Source organism: Duganella fentianensis (genome assembly GCF_964031615.1).
GTDB lineage: Bacteria > Pseudomonadota > Gammaproteobacteria > Burkholderiales > Burkholderiaceae_D > Rugamonas > Rugamonas fentianensis_A.
In genome coordinates, this window is record NZ_CAXIQN010000023.1 from 138972 (window position 1) to 151280 (window position 12309).

Consider the following 12309-nt stretch of genomic DNA (forward strand, 5'->3'; position numbering starts at 1 on the left):
CTTTAAAGGAAACCGAATAATGAAACGTCGCACTCTGCTCGCCCTCACCGCCTGCGCTGCCGCCATCGGCCTGTCCGCTTCCGCCTATGCTGCCGAACCGCTGAAAATCGGCTTCGTCTACGTCGGCCCGGTGGGCGATGCCGGCTGGACCTATGCGCACGATCAGGGCCGTCTGGCCATGGAAAAGGAACTGGGCGCCAAAGTCAAAACCACCTACGTGGAAAACGTGCCGGAAGGCGCCGATGCGGAACGCGTGATCCGCAAGCTGGTCGCCGAAGGCAACAAGCTGATTTTCACCACCTCGTTCGGCTATATGAACCCGACCGAAAAAGTGGCCAAGTCCACCCCGGGCGTCGTATTCCTGCACGCCACCGGCTTCAAGACGGCCAAGAACATGGGCATCTATGAAACCCGGTTGTACGAAGGTGCGTATCTGAACGGCGTGATCGCCGGCAAAATGAGCAAGACCAAGACGCTGGGCTTCATCGCTTCCTTCCCTGTGCCCGAAGTGATCCGCAACATCAATGCCTTCACGCTGGGCGCGCAAAGCGTCAATCCGGCCATCAAGACCAAGGTGATCTGGGTCAATTCGTGGTACGACCCGGCCAAAGAACGTCAGGCTGCCGAGACGCTGGTGGCGCAAGGCGCCGACGTGATGGCACAGAACACCGACTCGCCCGCCACCCTGCAAGTAGCACAGGAAAAAGGCGTGTATGCGTTCGGCTGGGATTCCGACATGTCCAAGTTCGCGCCGAAAGCCCACCTGACGGCGGCCACCAACAACTGGGGTCCGTACTACACCGAAACCGCCAAAGCCGTACTGGAAGGTAAGTGGAAAACCGGCGAATTCCGTGGCGGCCTGAAAGAAGGCATGGTCAAAATGTCGGGGCTGAACGCCGTGGTGCCTGCCGATGCGGCCAAGATCTTCGAAGAGAAGAAAGCTGCGCTGACGGCCGGCACTCTGAGCCCGTTCACTGGCCCGATCAAGGATCAGTCGGGTGCCGTGCGCTATGCCGCCGGTGTGGCCGTGCCGCTCAAAGACCTGCTGTCGATGAACTTCTACGTGCAGGGCGTGGAAGGCACCATTCCGAAGTAAGCCTTAAGGGGAGGGGACGGGTGGTCGCCAACTGCGGCTGCCCGTCCCTCTAACCTATGGCATCTTGTTTCATTTTGCGGAATTCTCATGTCTGACGCTAACCCACAGGATCACGATTTTCTTGGCCGCGTATTCGCGCTGGCCCAGCGCTCGCGCGATGCCGGCCACCACCCGTTTGCCGCCATGGTCGTGGCGGCCGACGGCACGGTAATCGCCGAAGCCATGAATGCTTCCAGCAGCGACCGCACGGCGCATGCGGAAATGAATGCACTACGTCAAGCTTCGCAACGCTACAGCCCCCAGCAACTAGCCAGCGCCACCCTGTACAGCAATGCCGAACCCTGTGCCATGTGCGCAGGCGGCACCTACTGGAGCGGGGTGGGCCGCGTGGTGTACGGCATGTCCGAAACCAGCCTGCTGGCACTGACGGGCAGCGATCCCGAAAACCCCACGCTGGCACTACCCTGCCGCGAGGTGTTCGCCCGTGGCCAGCGCCCCACCGAGGTGATCGGTCCCTTACGCGAGGACGAAGCACGGCGCGCACATGCCGATTTCTGGCAAAAATAAATAGTTAAATCACTCAAGCAACCCTGCAAATACAGCAATTCTGCCGAAATGACAGGGTTTCACCATTTCGATGCGACAGAGCAACACTGCCGCATCGCAGCACCGTCTTTCGTTGCTTAATTCCCCCGATCGTTGCACAGTATTGTTATCAGCCACGCGCCGGGCTTTGAAAGCGGCGTTCAAAGGGGACATCATGCAACCGCTTTTACACGCCGCCGCCGCCACCGTGCTGGCCTGCTGCGCTACCCTGACACTGGCCCAACCGATCGCGCCAGCCACCAATCCCGTCAGCCTGACGGAAGTGCTGCCGTATAAAGGTGCACCGGACAAGGCACTGCTGCAATACCGTGCCATACAGCGCCTGAAAAAACGCTTCGATGAGGCCGATTCGGACGGCAGCGGCAGCCTGAACCGCGAAGAAGCCAGCAAAGCCGGCCTGCGCTTCGTCAACCGCAACTTCGAGCACATCGACACGCGCCAGCGCGGCGATATCACTTTCGATGACCTGAAAGCCTATGTCATGCAGCGGCGCGAAGAGGCGCGGTCGCGTTAAGCGCAGCACCATGCGCTGACACGCACAAAAAAGTTCTAGACGACTGGTCTAATTGTGCTATAGTGCAGTCCATGAAAGCCGAATACACCGACGTCCGCCAGCACATCCTCGATCAGGGCAAAGCCATCATCACGCGCAAAGGGTTCGCGGGAGTGGGCCTGAACGAAATCCTGACGGCGGCCGACGTGCCCAAGGGTTCGTTCTACCACTACTTCAAATCCAAGGAGCTGTTCGGCGAAGCCATGCTGGCCGATTACGTGCAGCAGTACCGCATCGAAATGGATAGCCTGCTGGGCCAGAGCGGCAAAACCGCGGCACAGGGGCTGATGGATTACTGGGCTAGCTGGTTCACCGACAGCAGCGAACATAGCGATGGCTGCCGCTGTCTGGTGGTCAAGCTCAGTAGCGAAGTGGCGGATATGTCCGAACCCATGCGCACGGCCCTGCGCGACGGCACCAGCCGCATCATCGAACGCCTAAGCCTTACCATTGAGCAGGGCATGGCCGATGGTTCGCTGGCGCGCGTGGCCGATCCGGCCCGCATGGCGCAGACGCTGTACCAGATGTGGCTGGGCGCCGCCATGCTGACCAAGCTGCGGCGCGAACCCAGCGCCATGCAGTCGGCCTGGCTGAGCACTATGGAATTATTGCAGTTACCTCCCGTTGCAGCACCACTGCCAGCAGCCAGCTAAAACGGACCACAGAATCACGCCACGCGGGTGCGCAGGTACTCGCGTTTTTTTGAATCGCATACTAGACGACTGGTCTATTACAAAAGGAAGCCATCATGAAAAACTTTGAATTCCACAATCCCACCCGCATCGTGTTCGGCGCCGGCACAGTAGGCCGCATCGACCAGCTGATTCCCGCCCACGCCCGTGTGCTGATCCTGTACGGCGGTGCCAGTGCGGAAAAAACCGGCACACTGGCCGAAGTACGGCAGGCACTGGGGCAGCGCAGCGTGCAGGAATTCGGCGGCATCGAGCCCAACCCCAGCTATGAAACCCTGATGCGCGCCGTGCAACTGGTACGCGCTGAAAAGCTGGACTTCCTGCTGGCCGTGGGTGGCGGTTCCGTCATCGACGGCACGAAATTTGTCGCCGCTGCCGCGCTGTATGACGGCGAGCCATGGGAGATTGCCGAACAGGGCGGCAGCAATATCAAGCAAGCCCTGCCGATTGGTACGGTACTCACCCTGCCCGCCACCGGTTCGGAGATGAATAGCGGCGCCGTGGTCACGCGCAAAGCCACCCACGCCAAACTGCCATTCCGCAACGTGCTGCTGTATCCGCAGTTCTCCGTGCTCGATCCGAGCAAAACGTTCACCCTGCCCACCAAGCAGGTCGCCAACGGACTGGTGGATGCCTATGTGCATACCATCGAACAGTACCTGACCTATCCGGTACAGGCCCATGTGCAGGACCGCTTTGCCGAAGGCCTGCTGCAGACCCTGATCGAAATCGCCCCGCAAGCCGTGGCCGCACCGGACGACTACACCACCCGCGCCAACCTGATGTGGACGGCCACGCTGGCACTCAACGGCCTGATCGGCGCCGGTGTGCCGCAGGACTGGGCCACCCACATGATAGGCCACGAACTGACTGCCCTGTACGACATCGACCACGCCCGCACGCTGGCACTGGTACTGCCTGCCCTGCTGGACGTACAGCGCGACAGCAAACGCGCCAAGCTGCTGCAATACGCTGCACGGGTCTGGGATATCCGCAGCGGTAGCGAAGACGAACGCATCACGGCCGCCATCGCCAGCACGCGCCAGTTCTTCGAAGGCTTGGGCATTCCTACCCGCCTGTCCGCCTACGGTCTGGGACAGGAAGCCATCGCGGCCGTGCTGCGCCAGCTGGAAGCACACGGCATGACCGCATTAGGCGAGCAGCGCGACATCGACCTCGCCCGTAGCCGCCGCATACTCGAAGCAGCCCTGTAATCGGCAGCCTGCCGACTCCACTCACGACCTCACACCACGAAAAGGAAACGATATGAACATTCTGATGGTACTCACCTCGCACGACCAACTGGGCAACACCGGCAAGAAAACCGGCTTCTGGCTGGAAGAATTCGCCGCGCCCTACTACGCCCTCAAAGCAGCCGGCGCCAACATCACGCTGGCTTCGCCGCTGGGCGGCCAGCCGCCGCTGGACCCGAAAAGCGACGAGCCGGAATCGCAGACGGAAGCCACTCGCCGCTTCAAACAGGACACGCAGGCACAAGCACTACTGGCCAGCACCGCCAAGCTGGCCGACATGCAGGTGGCCGACTTCGACGCCGTGTTCTATCCGGGTGGCCACGGCCCGCTGTGGGATCTGGCCGAAGATCGCGCATCGATCAAACTGATCGAAGACATGCTGGCCGCCGGCAAGCCGGTCGGCGCCGTATGCCACGCACCGGGCGTGCTGCGTCATGTCAAAGCCGCCGACGGCGCACCGCTGGTACGCGGCAAACAAGTCACGGGCTTCACCAACACAGAAGAAGACGCCGTGGGTCTGACCAACGTGGTGCCCTTCCTCGTTGAAGACATGCTCAAGCAGCACGGCGCCCAGTATTCGAAAGTCGCCGACTGGCAATCGTATGTGGTCACGGACGGCCTGCTGGTAACGGGGCAGAATCCGGCTTCGTCCGAAGCGGCGGCCGAGGCGCTGCTCAAACTGCTGGCCTGAACGGAGCCGGCTTCAGCAGCCATTCCGAAATAGGGTCATAATTCGTCTTCACGGCCAGCGCAACGCTGGCCGGTAGCGGCGCCCCGTGCCGCGTTTTACAACGAAGCGAAATCTATGTCCCAGAACAGCACGCCAGCAGCCAAGCATCAGGCTTTTGAAGCATTAAAAATCCCCAGCTTCCCTATCTTCGTCGCCACCTTCGTGCTGACCATGATGGCGGATAACGTCGAACACGTAATCAGCTACTGGGTAGCTTTCGAAAAATTCCAGTCGCCCACACTGGGCGGCTTCGCCGTGATCTCGCACTGGCTGCCGTATCTGCTGTTCTCGGTGGGCGTGGGTGCACTGAATGACCGCTACGATTCGCGCCGCCTGATACAGATAGGCGGCGCCCTGTTTGCCATCGTCTCGCTGGGCTGGGGCTATTTCTTCATCACCGATACCCTGACCATACCGGCCGCCATGATCCTGCTGGTGCTGCACGGACTGGCCGGTGTGTTCTGGATGACGTCCAGTCAGGTGCTGCTGTACGACATCGTCGGCGTCGACAAACTGGCCAGCGCCGTGCGGCTCAACTCCACCGCGCGCTACTTCGGCGTGCTGGTAGGGCCGGGCGTAGGCAGCCTGATCATGGCCACACTGGGCCCCTCCAAGGGCATTCTGCTGAATGCCGCGCTGTACCTGCCGCTGCTGATCTGGCTGATACGAGCACCGGCACCGCATCGGGGCAAACGTCTAGAACAATCGGCTGCACGCCGCGTCAACGGACTGGCCGATATCTGGCAAACCATCGTCGCCGTGAAAAAAATTCCTACGCTGGGCGTGATGATCTTGCTGTCCGGCGCAGCCTCCTTCTTCGTCGGCAACAGCTATCAGGCGCAGATGCCGGGCTTTGCCAGCGCGCTGGGCGGCATCTCGCCCGGTGTGGCCTATTCCATGCTGCTGGCCGCCGATGCGGCCGGCGCCCTGTTTGCCGGCATTACGCTGGAAGCAGGCATGCGCTTCACGCGCGTTACGCCGACGGCGGCCATGGGCTTCGCCATCGCATGGGCAGTGGCGCTGGGCAGCTTCGCCATGACGCACAACTATGTGGTGGCACTGGTCTGCCTGTTTGCGGCGGGCTTCTGCGAACTGTCTTTCAGCAGCATGAACCAGACCATCGTGCAGATGAACGCGCCGGACGCTATCCGTGGCAAGGTACTGGGACTGTTCGGCATGTCCTCCTCCGGCCTGCGTCTATTCAGCGGGATATTCGTCGGCCTGATCGGCAGCAAAGTAGGCATCCACTGGTCAATGCTGGGCGCCACCACCGTGTTCGTCTGCGTCACGCTGGGCCTGCTCTACCTGAATCGCGATAGAAAGCGGTGAATCCCGATACGGATGCGAATATCCCAGCCCTATCCCGACGCGCAATTTTTGACGCAAGTCAAAATATTGGCAGCGCAAATTGACGACGGGGATGGGATCTGGCTGGAGGGCAAATAATTCATTTGTGAGATATCGAATGCTGCGAAGCAGCATCGAATCGCCCGCTTGCAGCAACAGAATCCATCATCCGCTAGATCATCGTAAGCAGCCGGTAGCGGCGTCAAATAGCCGTGCGAAATCCTGCCAGACTTTAGCTAAGTGATTGAAATTAAGGGAATTTTCTGGTGCGGCTGGCGGGGATCGAACCCACGACCCTTGGCTTCGGAGGCCAATACTCTATCCACTGAGCTACAGCCGCGCTGGAGGGGATTTCTGAAGTGTGCCGTAGGATACCGTTTTATTCGTTCTGCGTCCATGGAAAGTGTCGTTTTGCGCGCTAACTCGTTTCCTAGCAGGCATTTTTGAGTCTATAATCGCCGATCAAGTAGAGCCTTTGCTCGGCTGTAGGTTGATCTTCTCACCCCCATCCGACTCTCAAATCAGTCTGTTAAGGAAATCATGAGCGACGCACATAACGAACACGAATCCGCCATCAAAACGCCTAAGCAGCTGATCGCTGCTGTTATCGGCTTCTTCGCCGTAGTCATCCTCGGTATCGTCCTGCTGGTTCAGTATGTCACCACCGACAAGCTGACCGGCCGTGGTTCTAACAGCCAGGAACCGGATGAGATCGCTGCCCGTCTAGCCCCTGTCGCCGACAATGGCTTCACGCTGAAAGATGCTAGCGGTCCTAAAGTGCTGCAATCGGGCGAAGCCATCTACACCTCCACATGCGCAGCCTGCCACGGCAGCGGCGCAGCCGGTGCACCGAAGTTCGGCGACGCAGGCGCATGGGGTGCCCGTATTGCTCAAGGTTTCGATACGCTGGTTAAACACGCCAACGAAGGTCTGCGCGCCATGCCAGCCAAAGGCGGCAATCCTGAACTGGCCGACGTGGAAATCGCCCGCGCCGTGGCCTACATGGGCAACTCTGCTGGTGGCAAGTTCAAAGAGCCGGAAGCACCAGCGGCTGCCGAAGCCAAATAAGTACATTAGCGCGACCACCGCGCGCAAAAAAAACCGGCTTGCGAGCCGGTTTTTTTTCGTCTTGCCGCTGCCTTAACTACACAGGCCCGGGCCTTTACGCTCGGCGAAATAGCGGTAGGTGAAGGTACGCATCGGGTACTTACTCAGGGCAATCTCGAACGCGGGCGGCTGCACGTCGAAACGCTCGGGCAGCTTTTCCTTCACGCGCAGACGCACACGCCAGATGGTTTCATCGCCCGTGGCCCCCGCCACCAGCATGTCCGGCACCTTAGGAATCACATCAACGATCTCGGCACGCGAATTGGTGGCGCGCTGGTAAAAGCTGACCAGTTCGGCCTTGGCCAGCACGGGGCCCTTGGGTGCTGTCACCAGATATTCACGGCTCAGAAACAGCGCGCGCTGACCACGCGGCACCAGATACACAAAGGTGAACTCGGTACTGCCGTCAGCCTGCACCTGCGGCGGCGAGGTAGAAACGCTAATCCCGCGCGGCAGGTTGTAGCGCGAGCCTTCCTGCCAGTCGCGGCATTCCGGCGTTTTCGCCATATACAGATCGACGGGCGTAAAACTATCACCGCAACCGGACAGCAATACGGCAGCTAAAGCGGGAACAACGTAACGCATGGTTCAGCAACTTCCTTGATAATCAAGCCGCTAGTGTACCGCACAATAAAAAAGGGCCGCATCACTGCGGCCCTCCTTACATGCTAAGCCGGCTAATGCCTACTTACCACATGATCACGCGGTCTTTCGGTGCCAGATACATCTTGTCGCCCGGTTTCACATCGAAAGCGTCGTAGAAGCCCGGCTGGTTGCGCATGGTACCGTTGGCGCGGAATTTACCCGGCGAGTGCGGATCGGTCTTGATCTGCACGATCTGCTGGGCTTCACGCATTTTCATACGCCATACCTGAGCAAAGCCCATGTAGAAGCGCTGATCACCCGTCAGGCCGTCAATCACCGGAGCTTTCTTGCCCTTCAGCGACAGCTTGTAAGCTTTGTAGGCAATTGCCACACCGCTGTTATCGGCAATGTTCTCGCCCAGGGTCAGTTCGCCGTTGACGTTATAGCCAGGCAGCGGGCTGAACTGGTTGTACTGCTCGACCAGCATCTTGGTTTTAGCCGCGAAGTTCTTGTGGTCGGCAGCCGTCCACCAGTCGCGCAGATTGCCGTCGCCATCGTACTGGGCGCCCTGATCGTCGAAGCCGTGGCTGATTTCGTGGCCGATAACGCCGCCGATGGCGCCGTAGTTGACGGCATCATCCGCATCCGCATTGAAGAACGGTGCCTGCAGGATCGATGCAGGGAACACGATTTCGTTCATTTCCGGATTGTAGTAGGCGTTCACGGTCTGTGGCGTCATGCCCCACTCTTCGCGGTCGATCGGCTTGCCCAGCTTGTTCAGTTCCTTGTTGTATTCGAACTGGCGCGAACGCATCATGTTACCGACCAGATCATCCTTGGCGATCACCAGCTTGGAGTAATCGCGCCAGTGGTTAGGGTAGCCGATCTTGGTGGTGAACTTGGCCAGCTTGGCTTGCGCCTGCTTCTTGGTGGTCGGGCTCATCCAGTCCAGCTTGTCGATACTGGTCTTGTAGGCAGCCAGCAGGTTTTTCACCAGCACTTCCATGCGGGCTTTACGCTCGGCCGGGAAGTATTTCTCGACATACAGCTTACCTACGGATTCACCCAGTGCGCCTTCGGTGGTCGAGACAGCACGCTTCCAGCGTGGACGCATTTCCGTTACGCCGCTCAATACGGTGCCATAGAAGGCAAAGTTTTCATCCACGAAAGCTTTGCTCAGGTAAGGTGCACCTGCGCGTACCAGTTGCCACTGGAAGTAGGCTTTCAGCGTATCGACTGGCGTTGCGGCCAGCAGGGCCGTCATGCCTTTCAGGTAGCTAGGCTGGCCAACGATCACATAATTGACCTTGCCGGCGATGCCGGCAGCTTTCAGGTAAGCATCCCAGTCGTAGCCCGGTGCCACTTCGGCCAGCTTGGCAATATCCACCTTGTTGTAGGCTTTGACCGGATCACGCAGTTCCACTTTGGTCCATTGCAGCTTGGCCAGTTCGGTTTCGAATGCGACGATCTGTTTGGCGGTCGCAGCGCTGTTGGCGTCGCCGGCCAGCGCCAGCATCTTGCCGATGTGCTGTTCGTATTTGGCCAGAGCGTCCGCCAGTTTGGCGTCGTCGGCTTTCAGGTAGTAATCGCGATCCGGCAGGCCCAGACCGTCCTGACCCAGATCGACCACGTATTTGGTGGAATCCTTGTTGTCCTGATGGATGCCGAAGCCGAACGGCGCCGACACGCCGATTTCACCCATGTGGGCGATCAGCGCTGGCAACTGGCTCTTGTCGGAGAAGGCAGCAATCTTGTCCATCTCGCCTTTCAGCGGGCTCAGACCCAGTTGCTCCAGACGGGCTTCATCCATGAAGCTGGCGTACAGGTCGCCAATGCGCTGGGCATCGGCACCGGCCGACGGGTTGGCGGCGGCGTTTTCGATAATCGCGCGCAGTTGCGGCTGGATGTCATCGCGCAGTTTGGCAAAGCTGCCCCAGCTCGATTTGTCGGCGGGGATTTCCGTGGTGGCCAGCCATTTGCCGTTCAGGTGGGCAAACAGGTCGTCCTGCACACGGACAGCTGGGTCGATGTATTCGACGGCGATACCGGAAGCAAGGGTTTTAGGAGCAACTTTGGCACTTGCCGGAGCAACACTTTTGGTATTGTCGGCAGCACCTGCGAGACCCGCGATCAGGCTCAGGGTCAGGGCACTTACGAGATGACGTTTCACGTTTTATCCTTCTTGATAGGGAAACAAAGAGGCCGATACACGATGATGGGCCGAATAACTTTATAGCATACGGCCCCATCCGGATAAAGGCTTACCACATATTGACGCGTTCTTTCGGCGCCAAATACATCTTATCGCCCGGTTTTACTTCAAAAGCGTTGTAAAAACCGGCTTGATTACGCAGCGTGCCATTGGCACGGAAGCGGTCCGGCGAGTGCGGATCGGATTTGAGATAAACGATTTGCTGGGCATCGCGGATCTTGCTGCGCCATACCTGCGCAAAACCCATGTAGAAACGCTGGTCGCCCGTCAGGCCGTCGATCACGGGGGCGGGCTGGCCCTGCAGTGACAACTGGTAAGCTTTGTAGGCAATCGCCGCGCCGGAATTGTCGGCAATGTTCTCGCCCAGCGTCAGCTCGCCATTCACGCGGTAGCCGGGCACGGGGCTGAAGGCGTTGTACTGCTTGACCAGCATTTTGCTACGGGCCGCGAAGTTCTTGTGATCAGCCGCCGTCCACCAGTCGCGCAGATTGCCGTCGCCATCGTACTGGGCACCCTGATCGTCGAAGCCGTGGCTGATCTCGTGGCCGATGACGGCACCAATCGCACCGTAGTTCACGGCATCATCCGCCTCCGCATTGAAGAACGGCGGCTGCAGGATCACGGCCGGGAACACGATTTCGTTCAGCTCGGGGTTGTAATAGGCATTCACCGTCTGCGGCGTCATGCCCCACTCGGCACGGTCGATAGGCTTGCCCAGCTTGTTCACTTCCTTGGCGTATTCAAACGCATGCGAGCGCTGCACATTGCCCACCAGATCATCGGCCTTGACCACCAGCGCCGAGTAGTCGCGCCACTTGTCGGGATAGCCGATCTTCACCATGAACTTGGACAGTTTATCCTGCGCCTGCTGCTTGGTAGCAGGGCTCATCCAGTCCAGCGTGGTGATGCTCTGCTGGAAGGCGGCAAGCAGGTTCTGCACCAGCGCTTCCATGCGGGCTTTGCGCTCGGCCGGGAAATACTGCTGCACGTACAGCTTGCCTAAGCTTTCACCCAGTGCGCCATCGGTCGCATTCACGGCACGCTTCCAGCGTGGCTGCTGTTCCTTCACATCGCTCAGCACCGTGCCATAGAAAGCGAAGTTCTCGCGCGCGAACGGCTGCGACAGATAGGCCGCATGGGCATGGATCACCTGCCAGCGGAAATACGCCTGCCACGTGGCCAGCGGGGTGGTTTGCAGCAGGCGGTTCACGCCCTTGATGAAGCTAGGCTGGCTGACGATCACATAATCCACCTTGCCGCCTATGCCCGTATCAGCCAGCCACGTGGTCCAGTCGAAATCCGGGGCCAGCTTGGACAACTGGGCCAGCGGCACTTTGTTGTAGGCTTTGACGGGATCGCGCAGCGCGACCTTATCCCACTGCAGCTTGGCCAGCGCGGTTTCCAGCGCGACGATGCTGCGTGCTTCGGCATCGGGCTGGGTGCTGCCAGCCAGCGCCAGCATACGGCTCACATGCTGCTGATACTTGGCCAGCGTATCGGCCATCTTGCGGTCGGATTTTTTCAGGTAGTAATCGCGGTCCGGCAGGCTCAGGCCATCCTGCGCGATATCGGCCACGTAGCGGGTGGAATCCTTGTTGTCCTGATGGATCAGGAAGCCGAATGGCGCCGTGACACCGAGCCGGTGGTAGTGGGCAAACAGGGCTGGCAACTGGGCCTTGTCGCGCAACGCTGCCACCCGTTCCAGCTCCGGCTGCAGCGGCGTCAGACCTAACTGTTCCAGCCGCGCTTCATCCATATAGCTGGCGAAGAAATCGCCGATGCGCTGGGCATCGCTACCGGGCTGCTTGCTGCTGTCGTTAGCAGCCGCTTCGATCAGGGCGCGCAGTTGCGGCTTGGTGTCGTCGTCGAGTTTTTCGAACGAGCCCCAGCTCGACTTGTCGGCAGGGATCTCCGTCTGCGCCAGCCAGCGGCCATTCACGTGCTGGAAGAAATCATCCTGCGCCCGCACGCTGGTATCAGCCGCAGCACGCTCGATGCCGGACAGTTTAGGCTGGGCCTGCACACCGGCCGTGGCCAGCAGGCCCAGCATCAATGCACTCAACAGATAGGTTTTCAAAGCAGACTCCTGAGATGGACGCTTGCTGGGCAAGCGATTACAAAGGCAGAA

11 protein-coding genes and 1 tRNA gene are annotated in these 12309 nt (G+C 59.7%); 8 read left to right on the forward strand and 4 right to left on the reverse strand.

Annotated features, from left to right (window positions below; all coding sequences use genetic code 11):
• Window positions 1-16 precede the first annotated feature (16 nt).
• The 7 genes from ABNT42_RS21145 to ABNT42_RS21175 all read left to right on the forward strand — a co-directional run bounded on the left by ABNT42_RS21145 (window position 17) and on the right by ABNT42_RS21175 (window position 6259).
• The gene (locus ABNT42_RS21145; protein ID WP_348700468.1) at window positions 17-1096 is read left to right on the forward strand and encodes a BMP family ABC transporter substrate-binding protein; all 1080 of its coding nucleotides are present in this window, start codon (window positions 17-19) and stop codon (window positions 1094-1096) included.
• Between the two features lie 87 nt (window positions 1097-1183).
• Window positions 1184-1663, forward strand: coding sequence for a nucleoside deaminase (locus tag ABNT42_RS21150; RefSeq protein ID WP_348700400.1), 480 nt, complete (start codon window positions 1184-1186; stop codon window positions 1661-1663).
• Between the two features lie 193 nt (window positions 1664-1856).
• On the forward strand, window positions 1857-2216 hold the full coding sequence (locus ABNT42_RS21155; RefSeq protein ID WP_348700402.1) for an EF-hand domain-containing protein: 360 nt from the start codon (window positions 1857-1859) through the stop codon (window positions 2214-2216).
• 71 nt (window positions 2217-2287) lie between these two features.
• Window positions 2288-2908 carry a TetR/AcrR family transcriptional regulator gene (locus ABNT42_RS21160; RefSeq protein WP_348700404.1) on the forward strand — a complete coding sequence of 207 codons (621 nt, stop codon included), beginning with the start codon at window positions 2288-2290 and terminating at the stop codon, window positions 2906-2908.
• Between the two features lie 95 nt (window positions 2909-3003).
• Window positions 3004-4161 carry an iron-containing alcohol dehydrogenase gene (locus tag ABNT42_RS21165; RefSeq protein ID WP_348700405.1) on the forward strand — a complete coding sequence of 386 codons (1158 nt, stop codon included), beginning with the start codon at window positions 3004-3006 and terminating at the stop codon, window positions 4159-4161.
• Window positions 4162-4213: 52 nt separating this feature from the next.
• Entirely contained in the window at window positions 4214-4891 is a 678-nt protein-coding gene (locus ABNT42_RS21170; RefSeq protein WP_348700406.1) for a type 1 glutamine amidotransferase domain-containing protein, read from the forward strand.
• Window positions 4892-5005: 114 nt separating this feature from the next.
• Entirely contained in the window at window positions 5006-6259 is a 1254-nt protein-coding gene (locus tag ABNT42_RS21175) for an MFS transporter (RefSeq protein ID WP_348700408.1), read from the forward strand.
• A gap of 282 nt (window positions 6260-6541) precedes the next feature.
• Here the strand turns inward: ABNT42_RS21175 and ABNT42_RS21180 are convergent.
• A tRNA-Arg gene (locus ABNT42_RS21180) sits at window positions 6542-6617 on the reverse strand.
• Between the two features lie 200 nt (window positions 6618-6817).
• On the opposite strand from ABNT42_RS21180, the gene ABNT42_RS21185 reads away from it, so the two are divergent.
• The gene (locus ABNT42_RS21185; RefSeq protein WP_348700410.1) at window positions 6818-7345 is read left to right on the forward strand and encodes a c-type cytochrome; all 528 of its coding nucleotides are present in this window, start codon (window positions 6818-6820) and stop codon (window positions 7343-7345) included.
• 72 nt (window positions 7346-7417) lie between these two features.
• Here ABNT42_RS21185 and ABNT42_RS21190 read toward each other — a convergent pair whose 3' ends face one another.
• From ABNT42_RS21190 to ABNT42_RS21200, 3 genes are all read right to left on the reverse strand, one after another.
• Window positions 7418-7969, reverse strand: coding sequence for a hypothetical protein (locus tag ABNT42_RS21190; protein WP_348700411.1), 552 nt, complete (start codon window positions 7967-7969; stop codon window positions 7418-7420).
• A gap of 103 nt (window positions 7970-8072) precedes the next feature.
• A complete protein-coding gene (locus ABNT42_RS21195) occupies window positions 8073-10139 on the reverse strand; it encodes a M13-type metalloendopeptidase (protein WP_348700412.1) in 2067 nt (688 codons plus the stop codon).
• Window positions 10140-10230: 91 nt separating this feature from the next.
• Complete coding sequence (locus tag ABNT42_RS21200; RefSeq protein ID WP_348700470.1) at window positions 10231-12231, reverse strand: M13 family metallopeptidase; 2001 nt, start codon at window positions 12229-12231, stop codon at window positions 10231-10233.
• Between the last annotated feature and the right edge of the window lie 78 nt (window positions 12232-12309).

What these genes read in the sequence shown, in the direction of transcription:
- ABNT42_RS21150 (WP_348700400.1), top strand. Translation starts at nt 1,184, where the DNA reads ATGTCTGACGCTAACCCACAGGATCACGATTTTCTTGGCCGCGTATTC.
- ABNT42_RS21155 (WP_348700402.1), top strand. Translation starts at nt 1,857, where the DNA reads ATGCAACCGCTTTTACACGCCGCCGCCGCCACCGTGCTGGCCTGCTGC.
- ABNT42_RS21160 (WP_348700404.1), top strand. Translation starts at nt 2,288, where the DNA reads ATGAAAGCCGAATACACCGACGTCCGCCAGCACATCCTCGATCAGGGC.
- ABNT42_RS21165 (WP_348700405.1), top strand. Translation starts at nt 3,004, where the DNA reads ATGAAAAACTTTGAATTCCACAATCCCACCCGCATCGTGTTCGGCGCC.
- ABNT42_RS21170 (WP_348700406.1), top strand. Translation starts at nt 4,214, where the DNA reads ATGAACATTCTGATGGTACTCACCTCGCACGACCAACTGGGCAACACC.
- ABNT42_RS21175 (WP_348700408.1), top strand. Translation starts at nt 5,006, where the DNA reads ATGTCCCAGAACAGCACGCCAGCAGCCAAGCATCAGGCTTTTGAAGCA.
- ABNT42_RS21185 (WP_348700410.1), top strand. Translation starts at nt 6,818, where the DNA reads ATGAGCGACGCACATAACGAACACGAATCCGCCATCAAAACGCCTAAG.
- ABNT42_RS21190 (WP_348700411.1), bottom strand. Translation starts at nt 7,969, where the DNA reads ATGCGTTACGTTGTTCCCGCTTTAGCTGCCGTATTGCTGTCCGGTTGC.
- ABNT42_RS21200 (WP_348700470.1), bottom strand. Translation starts at nt 12,231, where the DNA reads ATGCTGGGCCTGCTGGCCACGGCCGGTGTGCAGGCCCAGCCTAAACTG.